The sequence below is a fragment of the Streptomyces sp. NPDC003038 genome (genome assembly GCF_040611115.1).
In the GTDB taxonomy this organism is placed as follows: Bacteria; Actinomycetota; Actinomycetes; order Streptomycetales; family Streptomycetaceae; genus Streptomyces.
The window spans coordinates 1-18,612 of the sequence record NZ_JBEXNN010000044.1 but is presented as its reverse complement, the minus strand read 5'-3'; the positions used below and the strand labels follow the sequence as shown (position 1 = coordinate 18,612).

At 66.4% G+C, this 18,612-nt stretch carries 18 protein-coding genes and 1 pseudogene; 9 read left to right on the top strand and 10 right to left on the bottom strand.

All coding sequences use genetic code 11. The annotated features are described in order from the left end of the window. Window positions 1–161 precede the first annotated feature (161 nt). Both ABZX75_RS31290 and ABZX75_RS31285 read right to left on the bottom strand, forming a co-directional pair. Entirely contained in the window at window positions 162–626 is a 465-nt protein-coding gene (locus ABZX75_RS31290) for a hypothetical protein (RefSeq protein WP_355416590.1), read from the bottom strand. Further along, on the bottom strand, window positions 613–7,074 hold the full coding sequence (locus ABZX75_RS31285) for a polymorphic toxin-type HINT domain-containing protein (RefSeq protein WP_355416587.1): 6,462 nt from the start codon (window positions 7,072–7,074) through the stop codon (window positions 613–615). Before ABZX75_RS31285 ends, ABZX75_RS31290 begins: the two co-directional genes overlap by 14 nt. Window positions 7,075–7,861: 787 nt before the next feature. Between ABZX75_RS31285 and ABZX75_RS31280 the strand changes: the two genes are divergently transcribed. The 5 genes and pseudogenes from ABZX75_RS31280 to ABZX75_RS31260 all read left to right on the top strand — a co-directional run bounded on the left by ABZX75_RS31280 (window position 7,862) and on the right by ABZX75_RS31260 (window position 11,040). Next, window positions 7,862–8,947: a Tat pathway signal sequence domain protein gene (locus ABZX75_RS31280; RefSeq protein ID WP_355416584.1), complete on the top strand. Its 1,086-nt coding sequence runs from the start codon at window positions 7,862–7,864 to the stop codon at window positions 8,945–8,947. Window positions 8,948–9,184: 237 nt separating this feature from the next. Further along, window positions 9,185–9,474, top strand: a pseudogene (locus ABZX75_RS31275) (transposase); the annotation flags it as partial. A 142-nt stretch (window positions 9,475–9,616) separates the two neighbouring features. Beyond that, on the top strand, window positions 9,617–9,862 hold the full coding sequence (locus ABZX75_RS31270; RefSeq protein WP_355416581.1) for a DUF2283 domain-containing protein: 246 nt from the start codon (window positions 9,617–9,619) through the stop codon (window positions 9,860–9,862). Between the two features lie 162 nt (window positions 9,863–10,024). Continuing rightward, complete coding sequence (locus ABZX75_RS31265) at window positions 10,025–10,297, top strand: hypothetical protein (RefSeq protein ID WP_355416578.1); 273 nt, start codon at window positions 10,025–10,027, stop codon at window positions 10,295–10,297. Window positions 10,298–10,515: 218 nt separating this feature from the next. Further along, the gene (locus tag ABZX75_RS31260) at window positions 10,516–11,040 is read left to right on the top strand and encodes a hypothetical protein (RefSeq protein WP_355416575.1); all 525 of its coding nucleotides are present in this window, start codon (window positions 10,516–10,518) and stop codon (window positions 11,038–11,040) included. Between the two features lie 53 nt (window positions 11,041–11,093). Here ABZX75_RS31260 and ABZX75_RS31255 read toward each other — a convergent pair whose 3' ends face one another. The 5 genes from ABZX75_RS31255 to ABZX75_RS31235 all read right to left on the bottom strand — a co-directional run bounded on the left by ABZX75_RS31255 (window position 11,094) and on the right by ABZX75_RS31235 (window position 14,559). Further along, window positions 11,094–11,780: a hypothetical protein gene (locus ABZX75_RS31255; protein WP_355416572.1), complete on the bottom strand. Its 687-nt coding sequence runs from the start codon at window positions 11,778–11,780 to the stop codon at window positions 11,094–11,096. Between the two features lie 89 nt (window positions 11,781–11,869). Beyond that, the gene (locus ABZX75_RS31250) at window positions 11,870–12,205 is read right to left on the bottom strand and encodes a hypothetical protein (protein ID WP_355416569.1); all 336 of its coding nucleotides are present in this window, start codon (window positions 12,203–12,205) and stop codon (window positions 11,870–11,872) included. A 467-nt stretch (window positions 12,206–12,672) separates the two neighbouring features. Continuing rightward, complete coding sequence (locus ABZX75_RS31245; RefSeq protein WP_355416566.1) at window positions 12,673–13,002, bottom strand: helix-turn-helix transcriptional regulator; 330 nt, start codon at window positions 13,000–13,002, stop codon at window positions 12,673–12,675. Further along, window positions 12,999–13,547 carry a site-specific integrase gene (locus ABZX75_RS31240; RefSeq protein WP_355416563.1) on the bottom strand — a complete coding sequence of 183 codons (549 nt, stop codon included), beginning with the start codon at window positions 13,545–13,547 and terminating at the stop codon, window positions 12,999–13,001. The genes ABZX75_RS31245 and ABZX75_RS31240 overlap by 4 nt, the downstream gene beginning before the upstream one ends. Before the next feature lie 580 nt (window positions 13,548–14,127). Continuing rightward, complete coding sequence (locus tag ABZX75_RS31235) at window positions 14,128–14,559, bottom strand: hypothetical protein (RefSeq protein WP_355416560.1); 432 nt, start codon at window positions 14,557–14,559, stop codon at window positions 14,128–14,130. Window positions 14,560–14,835: 276 nt separating this feature from the next. Here ABZX75_RS31235 and ABZX75_RS31230 point away from each other — a divergent pair, with 276 nt between their 5' ends. The 3 genes from ABZX75_RS31230 to ABZX75_RS31220 all read left to right on the top strand — a co-directional run bounded on the left by ABZX75_RS31230 (window position 14,836) and on the right by ABZX75_RS31220 (window position 16,316). Beyond that, complete coding sequence (locus tag ABZX75_RS31230) at window positions 14,836–15,003, top strand: hypothetical protein (RefSeq protein ID WP_355416557.1); 168 nt, start codon at window positions 14,836–14,838, stop codon at window positions 15,001–15,003. A gap of 216 nt (window positions 15,004–15,219) precedes the next feature. After that, window positions 15,220–15,720, top strand: a complete 501-nt coding sequence (locus ABZX75_RS31225) for a YfcE family phosphodiesterase (RefSeq protein WP_355416555.1) — start codon at window positions 15,220–15,222, stop codon at window positions 15,718–15,720. Window positions 15,721–15,923: 203 nt separating this feature from the next. After that, on the top strand, window positions 15,924–16,316 hold the full coding sequence (locus tag ABZX75_RS31220) for an ATP-binding protein (protein ID WP_355416552.1): 393 nt from the start codon (window positions 15,924–15,926) through the stop codon (window positions 16,314–16,316). Window positions 16,317–16,343: 27 nt separating this feature from the next. On the opposite strand, the gene ABZX75_RS31215 is transcribed toward ABZX75_RS31220, so the two are convergent. Continuing rightward, window positions 16,344–16,775, bottom strand: a complete 432-nt coding sequence (locus ABZX75_RS31215; protein WP_355416549.1) for a J domain-containing protein — start codon at window positions 16,773–16,775, stop codon at window positions 16,344–16,346. A gap of 168 nt (window positions 16,776–16,943) precedes the next feature. Here ABZX75_RS31215 and ABZX75_RS31210 point away from each other — a divergent pair, with 168 nt between their 5' ends. Next, window positions 16,944–17,348 carry a hypothetical protein gene (locus ABZX75_RS31210; RefSeq protein WP_355416546.1) on the top strand — a complete coding sequence of 135 codons (405 nt, stop codon included), beginning with the start codon at window positions 16,944–16,946 and terminating at the stop codon, window positions 17,346–17,348. A 29-nt stretch (window positions 17,349–17,377) separates the two neighbouring features. On the opposite strand, the gene grpE is transcribed toward ABZX75_RS31210, so the two are convergent. Together grpE and ABZX75_RS31200 are read right to left on the bottom strand one after the other, a co-directional pair. Then, window positions 17,378–18,100, bottom strand: a complete 723-nt coding sequence (gene grpE / locus ABZX75_RS31205) for a nucleotide exchange factor GrpE (protein ID WP_355416543.1) — start codon at window positions 18,098–18,100, stop codon at window positions 17,378–17,380. After that, the coding region (locus ABZX75_RS31200; protein ID WP_355416540.1) for an Hsp70 family protein at window positions 18,097–18,612 on the bottom strand (516 nt) is incomplete at its 5' end. The genes grpE and ABZX75_RS31200, both read right to left, overlap by 4 nt.

Sequence of the window (18,612 nt, the reverse complement as noted above, 5' to 3'; positions counted from 1 at the left end):
TCAACTACTGCCGTCACGAGCCAGAGAAGCCCCATCAGAAGTCGATTCTGGTGGGGCTTCTGCGGTGCTTGAGCGTGTTCGCCAGACAGGCCGTCAACTCTCGTCAGCGTCCTGATGGGATTTGTTACCGAATCCGTTTCACCCGATTTCCGTACAGCGAACTAATCCAAATCAAGTCCCACCACCGCCGCCCGCACCTCGTCAGCCCCATACCCTGTCCGCAAGAACAATTCCCGGGACCCCAAAGCGGAAACAACTAGCTGCGCGAGCGCATACCAGCGTGTACCGATTCGCAACGGAAGAGTCGCCATGACCTCTGTGCTCGGAGCGCCCACATCATTCACCTCGCCTGAGGGCATTTGAACCTCGACGGTGATTTCCGCCTCATCGTCACGAAGCCAGATGCAGACTCGCGAAGCTCCAGCCACGCGAGCATCAATCTCGCGAAGCGCGTCAATCAGTGTTTGCAGGTCGGCCGCCGTACACCCAAGCTCCATGAGGCGGGACTCCTGGAAATTGGGCAGCTGATGCGTGACCTGGAAGATCACCTCGAACTGGTCGACACTGAGGACGATGACGGAAGCTGGCGGCCTGGCGCCTCGATCGCCCTGTTCATCGGAGAACATTGTCAAACCAATCCTTCCCACCCTTGGGAGTGAATACCGTTCCACCGTCACCATCTTCGATGACGACGGATCGCTTATCGGGGTCCCAGTAGCCGACTCGACCATTCCGAAGATATCTAGTCTCGATCTTGGGAACATTCCCGTTGATCACGCCATCGACGTAGTAAGGGAGGGCTCCGTCATCGACACCTCTTACGAAGTGGGTGCCGTCCCCGTCGGGACGCTTCGCCGACTCGAGGGCATGCTTCGAAATATTCTCAGATATCTCGTCGACCTCGGGGCAATTACTGTTGTGAACGAGAACTGGCGTCCGACCAGCGAGTACATAGTACGTGTGGAGGTCGTCGACGGTGAGGTTGTAGGTGCGGTTGTGGCTGGTGTAGGGGTTGTTTGCTGTGACGATGACAGTTGTGCCGTCGTCGGTGAGGAGTGTTGCGCCTGGGGTGAGGTTTCGTGCTTCGACCCAGGTGTTTGCTGACGGGGACCAGAAGGGGTGTTCGTGGGTCGCCGTGAGTTCTTCGATGCCGTCTTCGGTGGCTATGGAGAGGGTGTTGAAGTGTTTGTCGTCCTCGGTGACGATGAGGCGCGTAACCTGACGGTTTCCGGTTTCTCCCGTCTCGGGGTCCGTCGCTTTTACTTCGTCGCCTAGTTGGATGTCCTCGATGTCTTTGATGGTGCCGTCGGCCATGAGGACGTCAGTGCCGGCCAGGAAGCACTGAGTGCAATCCCCCTTCTTCTTTTTGGGGGATTTCCCGTCGATCTTATCTTTAGCTTTGAAGAGTTTGGCGAGCTTGAAGATCTTGAGCGGTGTAGGTAGGTCGGTCAGCGCCCAGCCGCAGGCGGAGTTGACCTCGTTCCAGCACTCTTCCAAGTTTTCGAAGTCCGGTGCGAGGAATTCGTCGATGGGGTTGGGTTTGAGGAGGGGCGCAGTAGGGAGGGGTGGAGGCGAGGGCTCGGGGGCGGGGGCAGGTGTATAAGGGTGAGACGGAGTGGGACTGGGGTTGGGGCTGGGAGTAGGAGTGGGATTACTGGGGGCAGGTTTGGGGTAGCTGACACCCGGGTCGAGGGGAAATGCAGGGTCGGGATTGTTATTGCCTGGTTGGCAGCGTCCGTTGCCTGGGTCGTCGCACAGGCCGGTCGGGTCGGAATAGTTTACGGGGTCATTGTGTGAGTAGCTGTAAGCCGAAAGAGATTGTGGTTTGTAGGGGAATTGCAGGGGGTCGGGGCTGAGGAAGCGGCCGAGTGCAGGGTCGTACATCCGGGCGCCGAGGACGGACAGGCCGGTGTCGGTGTCTTGGGTCTTGCCCAGGAATCCCTGGTCGGTGGCCGGCGGCAGGGTGGTAGTGCCGCGTTGTCCACCGAAGGGCAGGTAGCGGCGGCGTGTGGGGGTTCCGGTGGCGGTGTCGACGGAGAGTTGGGTGGAGGCCTGCTGGTCGGCCATGAGCCAGGTGAGGGTGCCGTTGCCTCCAGTCGCCACACGCATGGCGACGCCGTAGTAGCGGGTGGCCTTCGGGGTTCCGGTGGTGGTTTTGCGGATTTCCTGGTCGCCGAGGTAGAGGACTGTTTCGTCCTTGCCCTTGCGGAGGAGCAGGCTGCCGGCGGCGTCGTATACGTAGCTGGTGGTGGAGGCGCCGGTGGTGCTGGTGACGCGGTTCAGGTCATTCCATACGAAGCCGGTGGTGGCGCCTCCCACGGTTCGGGAAGTCATCTGCCCGGCGTTGTCGTAGACGTAGGTGTCGGTACCCGCCGGTGTCTTGACGCTGCTGACGGCGTGGGGGCGGGGGGCGCCGGGGGTGTAGCTCTGCTGGTCGGCCGAGTACCCGGGATAGGTGTAGTCACGCACCCGGGCGCCGGTGGCGGTGGTATCGGTTATCTTCTGCAGATTGCCGATGCCGTCATAGGTGTAGTCGAGCTGGTAGGGGTCCTTCCCGCTGGTCAGGTCCGGAGCGAAGGGGCCGCCGCAGCCGGCGGCGCTCTGGGTGGTCCAGGCGCGGGAGATGCGGTTGAGTTCGTCGTAGGTGTAGCACTGGCGTTGACCGGTGATCTTGTCGGTCAGGTCGGTGATCTTCCCGGCGGCGTCGTGCTGGTATTCGTCGTTCTGGACGGTGCCCATGGGGCTGGTGGTCGTGGTGATGTTCTTCAGCCAGCCGGTGCCCGTGGCGTCGTCATAGCCGTAGGTCCGCTTGGCCGTGGTGGTGGTCGTTGCGGCGGTGCCGTAGGTGCGGCCGGTGAGGCGGCCGAGGTTGTCGTGGTCGGTGGCGTCGATGTAGGTGGCCAGTGGGCTGGTCATCTTGTCGGGCAGGCCGAACGCGTCGTAGGTGGTCGTCACCTTTTCGGCGGGGAGGCCGGCGGTGGCCGGGTAGCTGACCGCGGTCGGCTGGCCGGCGGCGTTGTATTCCAGGGCGGTGGTGTAGGTGCCTTCCAGGCCTGAGCCGTCGGCGGGGATGGTGACGGCGGAGCTGGTGGGCCGGCCGTTGACGTCGTAGCCGGTCACGGCCGTGGTGTATGCCTTGCCGCCGGTGTAGGCGGTGCTGGTCGCCGGCTTGCCGATCCCTTGGGAAGCCGTGTCGTAGGTATCGCGGATCAGGACCGTGGTGCCGTTCTGCACGGTCAGCGGGCGGTTCAGGTTGTCGTAGGTGTGGGTGAGGGTCGTGCCCTTGGCGTCTTTGGAGGTTTGGATGTTGCCGTTGACGTCGTAGGTCGTCGTCGAGGAGCCCGCATCGGGGTCGGTGGTAGCGAGGCGCTCGCCGAGCCAGTTGTAGGTGTAGCTGGTGACGTTGCCCTTGGCGTCGGTGATCTTGGCGAGGTGGCCGCTGCGCGTGTACTCGTAGGACGTGGTGTAGGTCGATGGACCGAACTCCACGATCTTGGTCGTCTCACCGAAGACGTTGGTGTAGCTGTTCGTACGCTCCCCGGCCGCCGGCACCGTGGTCGTGTAGTCACCGTGGTAGTTGGTGAACGACTGCCCCTGGACCTGTGCATCGCCGTTGACCATCAGCCGTGACTGGGTTGTCCGGCCCGCGAAGTCGATGACGAAGTCGGTGTAGGAAGGCAGGCTCTCCACCGTGGGCAGCACCATTCCGGACCCCGCGGTGCCGGAGTTGTAGAACGGTGCGCTGGTGCCGGTGACGTTGCCGGAGGTGTCGTATCGGGTGGAGACCACGGTCCGTCCGGTGCCGCTGGGAGCGGATGCCTGTGTCTCGCGGACGCGTCCCAGGCCATCGGTGTAGGTGTGACTGGTGAGGACACTCGAGCCGGATTGCAGGGACTTGGTGGTGATCTTCGGTGGCACGTTCGCCACCAGGTCCGGCACGCCCTCACTGTTGTCTTGGGTCGTGAGGGTGTAGTCGTACTGGAGGGAAGGTATGCCGGCCGGGTAGTGGCCGATCTCGGAGGGCTTGAAGACCTGTGCGGTACGGCCCACCGAGTCGTGGACGATGCGGGTGGTCTGCCCGTTGATGTCCAGGATCTTGTACGGGCTGCCCCACAGGCGCGAGTACCACATGGTGGCGCTCTGCCGTTTGCCCGGGCCGCCGTCGTCCGGGTCCGGGGTGGTGACCGTCACGCCGTTGATGGGCCATGACGTGGTGGGCGAGTAGGTCGTGGTGGTGGTCTGCTGCTTGCCGTCGGTTACGGAGGTGGTGCGACCGGCTTCGTCGAAGGTCGCCTTGGCCTCCCGGTAGTGGGTGGCGTCGGTGTACGAGCGGACCGTGGTCGCGTTGCCGTCGTCCGGCTTGTTGGCGGTCACCGACGTGGCCCCGTCGTACAGGGTCACCTCATAGGAGTCCTGGTTTCCGGCGGCGCGGGCGGCGCAGTCAGCGGCATAGTGTCTGGTTTCGTCCGGCAGCACCATCCAGCGCTGTACGGAGGAGTTCGGGAAGAGGTCGGTGTTGTAGGCCCTGCCGTAGGTGGTGCACCGGTTGTCGTCGGTGTCCGACAGGCCCCAGTCGTTGGTGCGCATCGGCAGGCCGTACTTGGTGGACGCCGGCTCCGCCGTGTCGTACTCGTTCTTGACGACGTGCTCACGCCAGCCGGTCGACGTCAGATCGTGCGTCGTGGTCTTGGACTCCCGCACGAACCGGGCATCAGGAAGGCCCTCGTACTGAGCGGTGGTGTGTGTCCAGTACTCATGCCAGACCCGCTTGTGGGACTGGCCGGTGCCGTCGCGCTGGCTGCTCTCCAACGTTCTGCCGTTGAGCCAGGCGTGGTCGGTGACGGCAGGCCTGCCGCTGTCACCGTCGTCGACGGTGACGCTGCGCTTGGCGGTGGGGTCGGTCTTGGAGGTGCGGTCGCCGTCCATGCCGCGGTACAGCCAGTGGTAGGTGGAGGCCGCGTTGTCCTTTGTGCCGGTGTGGACCTCGACCTGCTGGTATCCGCGCCACTGCGTCCAGGACTCGTCCTCGTCCTTGGTCAGCGGGTCGTTGGGGAACGCCCACGCGGGCTTGCCGACGTAGTTGTAGGTGGTGGTCATCGTCGGGTCGCCGTCGCTGTTCGCCCCGGCGCCGGGTCCGGGGTCGACGCTTACCTTTGCGACGACGTACTTCTTGAACCAGCCGGTCTTCGACTCGGTTGCGCCCTCCGGTGTCCACTTCTGCTTGAAGCAGGCCTGGGCGTTGTTGGACTCGGTGGGCGGGTTGTTGATGTCGCAGGTGTCCTGGTCGTCGTAGTGGCGGTAGGTGACGTTGGTGAAGGAGCCGAGGTCTCCGTGGATCTGGGTGACGCGCCGGAAGTTGAGGACGCCGCCGCCGAGCTGGTTGTCGCGCCACTCGCCGTTGATGTTGATGGTGGGCAGGGTGATGTCGTCGCCGTCGCCGTAGCCCTTGCGCTGGATGTAGTCCAGCCACAGCGTGCCGTCGACGGTCCCTTCCGGGTTGGGCAGCCCGTACTTCATCTGGTACTGCATCGCCGGGTCCCACGGCGCGGCGTCCGTGTCCCGTACGAACGTCTTGACGTCCCACAGCATCTTCGTGGCGAAGAACGTCGGCGAATACGTCTCACCGGTAATGGTGCGGCAGCCGTCGTCAGCGGCCGTACCGTCACACATCAGGTCCGTGGGCACATCCGGGTACGAGCTCGCATTGGTGGAGATGGCCGGGCAGTCGCCCGGCTCTGAGGCGAGCGGGTCTTTATCCGCCATGCGTTCCACGCAGCGGCCGACATAGCGCAGGTCGACCTTGGCGGGCAGCTGTGCGCCCGCGATCTGGGAGGCCCAGCCGTATTCGATCCGGACCGGGTAGGCCGCCGAGTCGTACGCGCGGGCCTGATCACCGAGCAGCACCGAGCGGTAGTGGTTGCGCTCCTTCTCATAGAAGTAGGCGGTCTCCACCTCGTGCGGGTCCACCACCCGGTCCAGGCCCCACCGGTAGGCCTGGGTCTGCACGCCGACGCCGCCGTTGTAGCCGGGCTCACCTGAGTTGTTGCCGAACACTGGCACGGTCAGGACCGAGCTGGTGGCGCCGCTGGTGCGCTCGGAGCGGCCCCAGCCGAAGTAGTAGCGCATGCCGTCCTGGGTGGAAACAGCCCAGTACTCGTCGTCGGCGCCGTGCCCGCCGTCCAGGCGCTGCACGCGCCAGCCCGGGTCGTCCTTCAGGTGGTACCAGCCGGTGCCGTGGTTGTCCTGGATCAGCTCGGACGTGACGCCGTTGAGGTTGATGACATAAACGGCACCGTCGATCTCCCGCTCCGAGTTCGGGGAGTCCCAGCACAGGTCACCCACCCAGCCGGTACCCGTACCGTCATCCTGGCAGCTGCGGTAGCGGCGCTCGATGAAGCCGATGCCCAGGTCCCAGCCCAGACCGTAGGACGAGGCCTGGTTGTTCTCCGCCGAGGTCATCGCGTCCACGGACTGCGAGTTGTACGACAGATCCAGATTCGGAGCAGATCCGGTCGGAGGGCTGGGGACGTGGATGGGAATGTTGTAGTTGAACGCGCCCGACCCTGTGGAGACGTTCCACGACCCTGACTGGCTCAAGGTAGAGGCCCGGTAGTCACCGGCGTCCGACGAGGAGCTCGACGCCACCGCGTACACGGAACCGGATTCGGCGGACGTGGTGGACATCGTCGACTGGGGAGCAAAGGTGTCCTTGGCCAGTCCGATCGGCTTGGCCGCCGGGTCGCCGTCGGCTTCCACCGTCGCGGTGATCTTCCCGGCCTTCACGTCGTTGTCGGCCTTGACGAAGGTCACCTTGTCCGGCGAACAGCCCTTGGCCTTCGGCGTGGTCAACGCGCACGCGGGCAGCTTCACCAACCGGAGCCGGGACGCGAAACCACCGCCGTAGGCGTACTTGAAGCCGGAGTAGTCCAAGGTCACCTGGACCGGTCCGGATGCCGCGGCGCCGTCCCGCCGGGTCACCTGGACGCCCAGACCCGTGGCACCCACAGGGGCGAGTGCCTGCTGATCCAGGACCTTCACATCCACCGCCGAGGGGTTGGATATGCCCAGCCCCACCGGCCCACCGAACTTGAGAGCCGCCACGCCCTTGGGCGCCGGGGCCACGGAGACTGCGGCGGTTTTCGCAGGGTCTGCCGCGCCTTCGGGGACTACCTGCAGTGACGTGCCATTCGCCACCCGCGACAGGTCCAAGCGGGCGTGTGCCGCCTTGGGCCACACGGTCTTGAAAGGTGCGGTCTGCGTCGGCTCCGCCACGTCCCGCGGCACGGCCCCCGCGGGCTGTACGGGAACGTTCACAGGTGCCTTCGCCTTCACCTGCGTATCGGGGGGCTCGGCCGAAGCCGGGGCTTGCCCGGATATCAGCCCCACCATCAATGTGCCGCACACCATGAGCGGCACGCGTTTTGCCAGCCAGGACATCGAGAGAACTCCCCACAGAAAGATCGCCACCCGGAGCCCCGACCGGGATCCGGGCAGCACAAAGAACCGACCCCGTCTGCCTCGCACGTTGGTACGGAATGGGCCAGTCCGGATTGAAGGTAGAGGCTGGGGACGCAGCGGAGAAGATCCACAAAATCGCCCATCCCGAGGCATTGCACCTTGATCCACACAGACCATCTCCGTGATGCAGATCACATGGCGAGTCGGTCCTTGGCTTACCTCGCCCGACCGGCCGATCCGTGCTGACGCGGCTGGCGGGAATCGCCACAGGGATGGTTCAATCGGCCGCCGCAGGCCTTGCTCGAACACCCTCACATCTCGTCAGATCGCCAAACATGGCGGAAGGTGACGGATCGGGCTTCGCAAGCCGCGATGAAACGTCGAGCAAGGGGTGGGACCAGTCATGGCCAGCGAGGTACCCGACATCAAGCGTCGTCAACTGTTCAAGTGGTCGGCCGGCGCGCTGGGGATCGGCGCACTCGGTTCCGCGGGCATCGTCGCCACCGGAGGGGCAGCCGCCGCAGCCGTCGACGCCTCCAAGCGCTTCGATCTGACCGACCCGTCCACCGAACTGCTCCGTGAGATCTGGCTCAACGAACTCCGCGTCCTGCAGTCGTTCTCCTTCGACAACACCAACAAGCACCTGTACACCGTGAGTCTCATCAACGGCGGGCGCCAGCTCCCCGGCGAGACCCGCCCCTACACCGGCGACGAGCGCGCCAAGTACGGCGACCTGTGCGTCACCCGCCTCGACCTCACCGGCGCCATCATCGGCCGCATGTTCCTCAAGGGATTCGGCCACGGCGTGTCGATAGCCGTCGAGCCCTCCGGCAACAGCGCCTACCTGTGGACCGAGACCGACTCCATCGAGGCGCCCGACCCGAACCATCCGAGCGACCCGGCCAAGAACATCGGCTGGGGCAGCAAGATCGGCCGGTTCAAGTTCGCCAACGGCACCGTCCTCACCAACGACTCGCACAAGATCACCAAGCACACCCCGGTCGCCGGTGCCGACCGCACCACCATCGCGATCGACCCGGTCAACAGCCGACTGGTCGTCCGCTACCGTCTCAGCGGCGCCTTCCACTTCGGCCTCTACGACCTCGCCACCTTCCGGTCCGGTACCTACACCCAGATCGCTCACGTGCTGCAGCCGACCGACATCGCCAGTCCCCCGCCGTTCCAGGGCTTCACCAGCCTCGGCCAGTACCTGTACCTCCTCGAAGGCTCCGCTTACAGCACCAGCAACCCCGCCCCGGGCAACACCTACCAGTCAGTCATCAACTGGAACACCGGAAGCAGGGTCGAACGCCGCCTCTCGGAAGCCGGCAAGAGCCTGCTCTTCCGCGAGCCCGAAGGCCTCGCCATCCAGATCCCCAACACCGCCACTCCTGCGGCCGCCCGCCTCGTCACCGGCTTCGCCTCGTACGCATCCACCACCGACACCAACAAGAAGGCCAGTTTCTACTACAAGGACTCACTCATCTGAGCTTGTCCTACCTTTCAAGCGTGGGTCTGAGGCGGTCATTCGTAGGATCGTCGGGGCCCAGGGGTTCCGGGTATGGCTATGAGCTTGTCGCCGTCCGATGGCTCAAATGACTTGGCCGCCCGGAGCCCCGCGACGACTCGACCGCTAATTGGGATATGCGACTCGATCGCTGCGTAGGACAACGTCGGCGAGGTCGTCTGCGGGACTGCAGTGGACGCCGAGCTGGCGGAGGTGACCGTGCCCCAGATCTGGGCAGGCGTGGACATCGGCAAGGAACACCACCACTGCGTGGTGATCGACGCGGAAGGCGAACGCCTGCTGTCGCGGCGAGTCCTGAACGATGAGACCGCTCTATTAGAGCTGATCAGCGACGTACTGGCTCTCGCTGAGGACGTTCTCTGGCGGTGGATATCAACCACGGCGGGGCCACCCTGCTCATCGGCTTGCTACTCGGCCATGACCAGCCGATGGTCTGTCTCACCGGCCTGGCTGTTCATCAGGCATCGGCTGCCTATCGCGGCCAGGGTGTCGGCGTACACGTGAACGTGGCTCTGGCAAGATTTTCGTAGCCGAAGATCGTCTTGATTTGGCAGTCTCAGCATGGCTCGGTAGCTCCAGCACTGAGAGAGACTGTGCCGACACCAGCCTCACCAGGGGAGTGCGCCAGCCGTGGCAGAACTCAGGGTCACTTACGACAAGACTGCGAACGCAGCGTACGTCTACCTCACCGATCCGCAGGCTCGCACAAAATCCTCGCGTATGTACCCCTGTGATCCGGTGCAGGTCGGCGGCATGATCAACCTTGACTTCGACGAACAAGGGCGCCTCATTGGCATCGAGGTACTGGCGGCCAACTCCAAGCTGCCCGAGTATCTGCTCGAGTCATCTGAGCGCCTGGACGCCGACGGTGTATGAAGCGGTTGAGTAGTCCCTCGCCTCGTGCCGTACCTGGTTGAAGTCGCCTCAGTGTGCATAGCGGCGGCGTAGGTGAGCGATCAGTACGACCCGGTGGCGGAGGAGCGGTACTCCGGCGCGTCCTGCCATGATGCGTTTTTGTAGCTTCACGTCGGTGATCGGATGGCCGAGACTGAGCGAGAGAGCATCCGCGAGGCCACCCTCGAAGGATTCGACACCGCGGCCCGCAAGGGCAACCACGGCGGCCGGCCCCCGGTCATCACCGACGACATGCTGCACACCGTGCTCCGCCGCCGCAAAGGACACAGCCCCAGCCTCTCCAGCATCTACCGGGCGATGGCCGAGCACGAGAAGACCCAGGCGTACCCGGAGGCCGTCGAAACCGCGCACGCTGACTTCGCCGCCCTCCAGCAGCGCGACCGCAGCCCCAAGTAGTTACTCAGCGCTACACGCCACCTGGCGGTAGCTATACGAGAACAGGGCCTTGAGTCCCGCGGGTTCAGACAAACTGAAGGTCTTTCTGCGGGAACCCGAGGATGGACTGTCGTGTTCTCGTTGCTTCGGCCTTCGGTTCAGGCGAACACGGGGGTGAGTGCGGAGCGGACCGCCCCTCGGTAACCCTCCCTGGGAACGGTGCTGGCATCGTACGAGTCATGAGAGCAGCAGGAATGACACCGGAACCGGAATCCTCGACACGGAGTGGCCTCACGTCTCTGGGTGAGGTGGCGTGCCGTTATCAGGCGGATGAGATCCGCCCGGAGGACCTGCCGATGATTGCGGCCGAGGCACTCGCGGCCGGGCTGGACACCCCGACGTTGTGCGAGCTCGCCGGCTTGCCTCGCAACGCGGATGCCCGCGATATCCGTGACGGGTTCGAGCAAGCACTCTTCGAGGCCGGAATCGAGTTGCCTGATCGGGGCCTGGCACGGCGCCACGCGCTGCGTCGGCTGGCGGCGAGGCTGATCAATGGGAAAATCGCTACCGCCGACCTGGCGACGGATGACTGGTGGGAGACGGAGGTCGAAACCATTGAGGAGCGATCGTTCGTATCGCTGATCCCGCAATGCGGGTGCTGCATTGAGTACACGTTGGGGCTTGACCAGCAGACGTGGGCGGCCAAGCTGCGGATTGCCGCGCTCGCCCTGACATCGTCTCCGCCGATCGGCCCCGGCTGCTGACTCTGCCCTGGCGGCATGCTCCCCCGTCAAGGCATGTACCGGTCGAGCAGACTTCACCGAAGTGGCTGTTCAGCGGCCTGATCCAGCAGGACCCGTGCAGAGTCCGCGTAGCAGATGGCGGTCTTCTCGTCGATACCGAAGACGAGGGCGAGGTGGAGGGGGTCGGCGCCGTGGGCGAGGGCCTCTTCGAGCTGGCGGTCGACGCGGAGCCGTTCGAGGGTAGCGGTGAGGTTGCGGGTGGCCCGGGTGGTCCAGAGCTTGCTGGCCGGGCCGAGTTCAACGGCGGTCTTCTGGGTGATCAGCAGGTGGGTGTTGGCCGTATTCGGCCAGCGGCTGCGGCGGTGTTCGAGCCAGTCCAGGACCGCACGGCGGGTGAGGTCGTCGAGCGGGCGGACGTGGCCGCCGACGGTGATGCACCGGTTGCCCAGGTCGACGTCGTCCAGTTGCATCGTGCGGATCATCTTCGGCCGTGCCGCGTGGACGGCGGCCAGGGCGACGATGAGCCGGAGGTCAGGGGTGGTGGCCGTGGCGATGGCTTCTTTGATGTCCGCCTGGACGAGGGCTTGGAGGACGCCGCCGGTCTGCCGGGGGACACGGATGCGGATCGTGGGGTTGCGGAAGACCTGGCCGTTCTTCTTCGCGTGCCGGAACAGCGACCGCAGCGCGACGATCCGGCTCTCGCGCTGTTTGCCGGTGACAGCGTCCGGGCCGCGATGATGTCCTCTCGGGTGACCTCGCACAGGTGGTCGTAGCGGCTGGACCACTCCAGCAGCACCGACTCGATCTCACCCAGGTAGGCCCATGTCGTATGCCGGGAGCGAGGCTCGGATCACGGGCCACCGTCGAGGAGAGTGTGAACCCAGGCTTCGACGGCGCGATGGATGCCCGGGGGCATCCCGTCGAGCTTTCGCTCCAACCACCGGTCGACGGCGGGGGGCCCGGTCGTCGGCGAACAGTCGAGGCGGTCGAGGACTTCGGCGGTCCGCACGACGGGAAGCCCACGGACTCGTAGGGCCGGGAAGAGCTCGGAGTATCGGATCGATTCACCTTCGCGGAAGCCGGACAGCACGATGACCAGGGCTCGGTTCACGTCGCTGGTGATCCAGCGGCTCCAGCCGCGAGCCTCGCCCAGTGCCCGAGCGGCCTGCCGGGCCGGACCAGCCATGGATTGGCCAGGTCAGCGTGGAGTTCGCGGTCGAACCGGGCGGAAGTCCCGAGTGACGGTGAACAGCGTCAGTTGCGTTGACGTCGTGATCACGATGCGGTTCGGGAAGTGGCGACGGCTTCAGCACGCGCCGTCCGGCCTTGCCGACTCGCGGCCCGCCGTTCTTGGGCCGCTGGAGGTTCGCCAAGAACAGCTGCTGGCAGGTCACCTGCCGTAGGTACGGCTCGATCACCGAAGCTTTGCCGCTGGCCTTGATCGCCCAGGTCGCCTGGGCCCGGCAGAGGCGGCAGTAGCAATTCGACCGGGACCTGCCGCCGGCAGCCGACGCATTCGCCGACATCGTGTTACTGGCCGTAGGTGTAGCAGCCGCGGCAGAACCGGCCGGGCAGCTGCCCCCAGGCGAAACAGCCAGAGCAGGAGGCCGCTGGCTTGTTCTCGCTGATCTTCCCCATGGTGGTGTGACCAGGTCACATCGGCGGCAGGGAACGGCCGTCGCGGCGCTTGGGCAGGACGGCCGGGGCCACCACTGAGCCGGTCGTGGCCTCTTGGACGACAGCCTGCTGACCGGGGCGCTTGACCTTCCCGGGCTCGGGAATCAGCAGATCGTTGATCTCACATCCGAGCACGACGCAGATCACGTCCAGGTCCTCCAGCTTGAGGGAGACCGGCTGGCCGGACCACAGGCCGGACATCTTCCCGGCCGAGATCACCAAGCCGTGTTCGGCCAGGCTCCGCTGGAGTTCGGACGCCTTCCAGATGCCTTTGTTCGCGGCGGTCAGCCGCAGGTTCCACTTCATCCCATCAGTCCTTCCAGCCGCTTCGCGGTCCACTGCTGCCCGGACACCCAGGCGTCCTCGACCCGGGTCTGCTGGACATGGATGTACCGCATCGTGGTGGCGATCCAGGAGGGCCCGAGGACCTCCTGGATCCCGAGCAGATCAAGACCCCCGAGATAGAGCTCGGACGCGCAGAAGTGCCGCAGGACGTGTGGCGTGTCGGACCAGCCGGGCAGATGTGCCTTCGCCGCGGCGGCCAGACCGTCGCGCAGGGCGTCGTCGCCGACGGGGTACGAGGAGCCGTCGGAGTTCTTCCGCTCGGAGGGGAACAGCGGGGCACCGGGACGGGTGTGGTCTTGGTCGAACTGGCCCCAGACGTCCTCGATGAACCACCGCAGCGTGCGGTCCGCGCCGTTGATCAGCGGCACCGTCCGCTCGCGCGGGCCCGAGCCGCGGGCGCCCTTGCCGGGACGCACGTGGAGCTTGCCGAAGCGGCCCAGCTCCCACTTGATGTCGGCCAGGTCGAGCTTGCAGGCCTCGCTCGCCCAGAGTCCGACCTGCGACATCAGTTTCGACGCGGTGTAGTTCCGCGTGGTCGGGGCGAACTTGCGGCAGGTCGCCAGCTCGCCGCCCCAGCCGCCAAACAGCGTTCTGATCTCCGGCTCGCAGAGCCGCGTCCTTGGATCCCCGCGGCCGATTCATCTCGTCGATCGGGCACTCGACGATCCGCCCGGTCATCCGATGGATCTCGACCTTGTGCCGCAGCTCCAAGAACAGGAAGTACTTGGTCAGCGCCTGCGCGCCGGCCAGCCGGGTGCCGCTCGGCGAGCCCCGCAGCACCTTCCCGAAGTACCCGTCGGCGTCGGTCGGCTCCATGTCCCATAGCGGTCGGCCGAACCAGGCCCGCATCTGGTCCACGTGCCCGACGTCCCCGCGGATGGTGCCGTCCGCCAGGCCCGCCGAAGCCCGCGCAAGGACGAACCCGGCGAGCACGTCGGTCTCGAACTGCTCCAGTTCCTCCGCCGAGACCGGATCGCGGAACTCGCGCAGGTCGCGTACGGCTGCCAGCGCCAACCCGAGCCTCCTCACCTTCACCCCGATCACAGATCGATCGGACGAAGTGAGAACGCTTCAAGAATCCTGAAGTTACGTCACGAGCTCGAAGAACACCCCAAGGAAACAGAAGTCGTGGATGGCCTCTTCGAGCGACCGCGGTGCGCCGGGCGCCGCTGCGGTGAACTCAGCGAGCAGCTCGGGGTGGCAGTCGGGGGCGTGGGGGCCGAACGGCGTGGCGTGCAGGGGGTATTCCGTCGTCTCCAGGCGGACGCATGCCGGCGGGATGATCTCGCGGATGTATCCCTTCCTGGCGTACTCGGCGTAGGTCGCGCGCAGTTGGAGGATCTGCCGGTGCACCGGGTTCTCCTTCACCACCGGCGGGTTGGGCTTCGACAGCCTGGATGGTGCGCCGTAGGCGCCGTGAGACCGGTGGAGTACACCGGCTTCGGTGACGATCACGGTGACCTGCCGGGCCTGGTCATCGCGGCCGAGGCGAAAACCCACCACCGTCGTCGTCATCATGCCCCCTGCGTCTCGCAACGGCTCACTCCACCCGGAACGCCAACCGGCGGCGGGCGGAGTGCGAGAGGTATTGCCGAACCTGACAAGAGAGGTGCCCTTGAGGAGTTTTCCCCGCAACGGGCGAAGCAGTCCACGGTGCCGGAGGAACTGGCGGGCCGGGGCCGCATCGGCAGTCACGCAGCGTAGCTGTCCGACATGCCCATCGTGACGGCGCGTGCCACGCTGATCCGGGACCGCTCGACGCGGTTCCGCACCTCTCACTAGGAGTGAAACAGCATGGGGATCAAGGACCAGATGAACGAAAAGGGTCAGCAGGCCAAGCAGAAGGTGCAGGGGAAGCAGGACGAGGCCTCCCAGCGCGCTCAGAGTGAGAAGGAGCGCCTGCGGAAGAAGACGCGAGAGGTGGACGAGAAGGCGAAGGACCGGTCCAGCGAAGGCCGGTAACCGGCCTGGACGGTAACCGGCCGACCGGCACCGTCTGAGACGTTCGTGCCGCACTGCCGGCACCGGCGGCGGAGGCATCGGGTCCGACCCGCGCCTCTGCCGCCAAGGACCAGGCGCCGCCGGATGCGTCAAGGCACCTGTATGCCCACCCCGTAGGCCGTGCGCGGCCCGTGGGGCGGTCGCGCTTTCGCGGGCGACGCAACTACCGTGACACTCATGCACTTGTTGCTCATCTCAGACACCCATGTCCCCAAGCGGGCGAGGGAACTTCCCCCTCACGTGCTGGCTGAGATCGAACGCGCCGATGTCGTGGTCCATGCCGGCGACTGGACGGACGTGGCGACGCTCGACCTGGTGGAGGAACGGGCCCGCCGCCTCCTCGCGGTTCACGGAAACAACGACGGCCCCGAGCTGCGAAGCCGCCTGCCCGAGGTCGCCCGTGCGTGCCTGGAAGGGGTACGTGTGGGCGTCGTGCACGAGACCGGCCCCGCGCAGGGACGGGAGCGCAGATGCGCGCAACGGTTTCCCGATCTGGACGTCCTCGTCTTCGGCCACAGCCACATTCCTTGGGACTCACTGGCTCCGGGCGGCCTGCGACTGCTCAATCCGGGCTCCCCGACCGACCGCCGACGGCAACCCCACCACACGTACATGACAGCTCTCGCATCGAACGGCGTGCTGTCCCGGGTCCGCCTTCACCGGCTGCCGGCCCAGTGACCAGCGGCACGATCGCGATGACCCGCACCCGGTGGCAGCGCCGAGCGTGGTGTCGTCGAGGGCGCCACGGGCGCCCGCCCGCATCCCGTCGAGCCGTGCCGGTCGCCCGGCGGAATCCTTCCCGGCCCAGGGCTCCGGCCATGCATTGCGCCCCCTGGACAGGGCAGGCAGCAAGCATGAGGACGCCGGCGGAGGGAGGTCCCGTGGAACCTGTACTCGACCGGTCGCTGCCCCGCGTCGGTGAAGCCGCGGCCTCAGCGCGGGAGGCGACCCGCACCTTCCTGGCCCGCGTCACCCGGGTACGGCCGCCCGCGCAGCGAGGAAACCCCGATCGGGTGCTCCTGGTGGTCAGCGAACTGGTCACGAACGCGATCCGGCATACCGACGGACCCTGCACGCTTCACCTGGCGCTGCACGGCGACGGGATCGACATCGCGGTCAGCGACACCAGCCCCGATCCGCCCAAGCCCAGCGCACCCCACACCGAAGGAACCGGGGGGTGGGGATGGATCCTGGTCAACCACCTCACCTCCAGCCTCCACATCGAACCGGCACCCGGCGGCGGCAAGACCATCCGCGCGCACATCCCCTGGTAGCTCATTGCTCCGACGCTGCTCACCAGGTCACCACCAGGGGTCCTCTTCATACAGCCAGGCCAGAACGTGGTCCAGCGGGCTGAGCAAGGGCGCAGACGCGGCGGGGGCCGCAGCGCGCGTCGTGCGGACGGGCCCCGCCCACAGTGGTGCGGACGGCGGTGCAGGAGACTCCGTCGTGTACCTCACTCGGACCGGCACCCGTACCCGGTGGCCGGGCGGTGGTGAAGGCGGGCGCTCACGTTCGGCGTCGTAGGCGGCCCGGCGCTGCGGATCGTGCAGGACCCGGTAGGCGGTGACCACCTCGGCGAGTTCCTCGTCAGCCGCCGGCCGGCCGGCGCGCGCGTCAGGGTGAAGGATCCGGACGAGTGCGCGGTAGGCGCTGGTGATCTGCTCGGGTGAAGCCGCCGCCTGGACGCCCAGAAGGGCGTAATGGTCCGGCCGGGAGTGAGGGCTGTCCATGGCCGAGACCTCCCGATTGCGCACGAAAGGACTCTCCCCACCTGCATAAATCTCATACGGAACGTTGTCAAGATTCCAATATCGGGTATATCCATTTATATAGGGAGGCGTGACGTCGCGGAACGTATCACGATCACGATCCACGGAATCCGGGAGGAGGGGAGAGAGATGATCACCGGACTGGCATTGGAACGGGTGAAGTTCACGTGCGGCCGGTGCTGGTACGAGTGGACCGTCGACTACGACGTCCAGCAGTACCGGGACGATCAGGGCGCGAGCTGGGAGTACTTCTCCCGCGATGGTGCCGCCGTGGCCTCTCCGTACACCCCTGCCGGTGCCCCGCCGTGCCCCGAGTGCGGTCGCCATTGGGTGGGCCGCCTCCTGGCCCGCAGGAACATCCCGGCAGCTCCGGGATCGGCCGACACTCCACGCCAGGAGATCATCGACAGCGCCGGTCACCGGCCCGAGCGCCACGGCGCGTCCCTGCTGGGCTCCACCGCACACACCCAGCCGGAACAGCCGGGTCCGCCCGCCGAAAGCGCCGGACACGCCTCGGTGTCGGCGCCCGGCTGACGGGGCGACGGCCTTGAGCCGTCGCCCCGTCAGGAATCGGCCGCCCTCGGCCCCTGACGGGGCGACGGCTCAAGGCCGGAGGGCTCGGGGTCGGGCGGTTCGCTCACCGCGACCTGGGCCGGCCGCAGGAGGTGCTCCCCCACCGCGTAGCCGCGGCGCAGGACGGCGGTGCAGGTCGGCCGGTCGACCGCGTCGGACCGCTCGTAGGAGATCGCTTCGTGGCGGGTGGGGTCGAAGGGTTCGCCGGGAGTTCCGACGGTCTCCAGGCCGAGGGTGGCCAGCTGGGTTTCCAGCACGTCGGTGATGGCCCGCAGCCCGCCGGTGAGTTCGCCGTGCTCTCGTGCTCGGTCGGTGGCGTCCAGGACGGGCAGCAGAGCGCCGAGGACGTTGGCCACCGCGATCTCCCGTATCGCGAGCCGGTCGCGCTGTACCCGCTTGCGGTAGTTGTCGTAGTCCGCCTTCAGCCGCTGCAAATCAGCGGTCCGCTCGGCCAGCTGCCGCTCGACCTCGGCGGTTCGGCCGGCTTCGGCGGTCCGGCCGCCTTCGGCAGTCCGGCCGGCCGAGCCGTTGACGTCGGCGGAGCGGGCGAGGCCGGCGAGGTCCTCATCGCGGCCGGTGCTACGGTGCCCGCCGGCCTGCGCGGGGTCGGCTTCCCTCAGTTGGAGGGTCTCCGGGTCGATGCGTCGCCTGTCGCGGATCACGACCGGGGCAGGCGGCTGCTTCCTCGGCCCGGAGCGGTTCGGCTCGCTCATCCCGCGGCTCCCTTCTTGCCGTCTTCGTCGACGATCTCCGCGTCGACGACTTCCTCGTCCTGGGCCTGGTCCGCCGCGGCACCGGATGGCCCCGTCTCGCCGGACGACGCTCCCTGGCTCTGCGCGTAGAGGGCGGCGCCGATCTTCTGCGCGACCGCACTCGTCCGCTCGGTCGCCGCACGGATGTCCGCGGTGTCCTCGCCCTTGAGCTTCTCCTTCAGCTCCGCGACGGAGGTCTCCGTCTCGGTCTTGATGTCGCCCGGGATCTTGTCCGGGTTGTCACGCAGCAGCCTCTCCGTCTGGTAGACGAGCTGTTCGGCACTGTTGCGGGTTTCGGCCGCCTCCTTGCGGCGCCGGTCCTCCTCGGCGTGCTGCTCGGCCTCGCGGACCATGCGGTCGATGTCCTGCCGGGGCAGGGAGGAGCCGCCGGTGACGGTCATCTTCTGCTCCTTGCCCGTGCCGAGGTCCTTGGCCGTGACGTGCATGATGCCGTTCGCGTCGATGTCGAAGGA

Coding starts and splice junctions, on each gene's coding strand:
- ABZX75_RS31290 (WP_355416590.1), bottom strand. CDS start 626: ATGTTCTCCGATGAACAGGGCGATCGAGGCGCCAGGCCGCCAGCTTCC.
- ABZX75_RS31280 (WP_355416584.1), top strand. CDS start 7,862: ATGGCCAGCGAGGTACCCGACATCAAGCGTCGTCAACTGTTCAAGTGG.
- ABZX75_RS31265 (WP_355416578.1), top strand. CDS start 10,025: ATGGCCGAGACTGAGCGAGAGAGCATCCGCGAGGCCACCCTCGAAGGA.
- ABZX75_RS31260 (WP_355416575.1), top strand. CDS start 10,516: ATGAGAGCAGCAGGAATGACACCGGAACCGGAATCCTCGACACGGAGT.
- ABZX75_RS31250 (WP_355416569.1), bottom strand. CDS start 12,205: ATGGCTGGTCCGGCCCGGCAGGCCGCTCGGGCACTGGGCGAGGCTCGC.
- ABZX75_RS31245 (WP_355416566.1), bottom strand. CDS start 13,002: ATGAAGTGGAACCTGCGGCTGACCGCCGCGAACAAAGGCATCTGGAAG.
- ABZX75_RS31240 (WP_355416563.1), bottom strand. CDS start 13,547: ATGTCGCAGGTCGGACTCTGGGCGAGCGAGGCCTGCAAGCTCGACCTG.
- ABZX75_RS31235 (WP_355416560.1), bottom strand. CDS start 14,559: ATGATGACGACGACGGTGGTGGGTTTTCGCCTCGGCCGCGATGACCAG.
- ABZX75_RS31230 (WP_355416557.1), top strand. CDS start 14,836: ATGGGGATCAAGGACCAGATGAACGAAAAGGGTCAGCAGGCCAAGCAG.
- ABZX75_RS31225 (WP_355416555.1), top strand. CDS start 15,220: ATGCACTTGTTGCTCATCTCAGACACCCATGTCCCCAAGCGGGCGAGG.
- ABZX75_RS31215 (WP_355416549.1), bottom strand. CDS start 16,775: ATGGACAGCCCTCACTCCCGGCCGGACCATTACGCCCTTCTGGGCGTC.
- ABZX75_RS31210 (WP_355416546.1), top strand. CDS start 16,944: ATGATCACCGGACTGGCATTGGAACGGGTGAAGTTCACGTGCGGCCGG.
- grpE (WP_355416543.1), bottom strand. CDS start 18,100: ATGAGCGAGCCGAACCGCTCCGGGCCGAGGAAGCAGCCGCCTGCCCCG.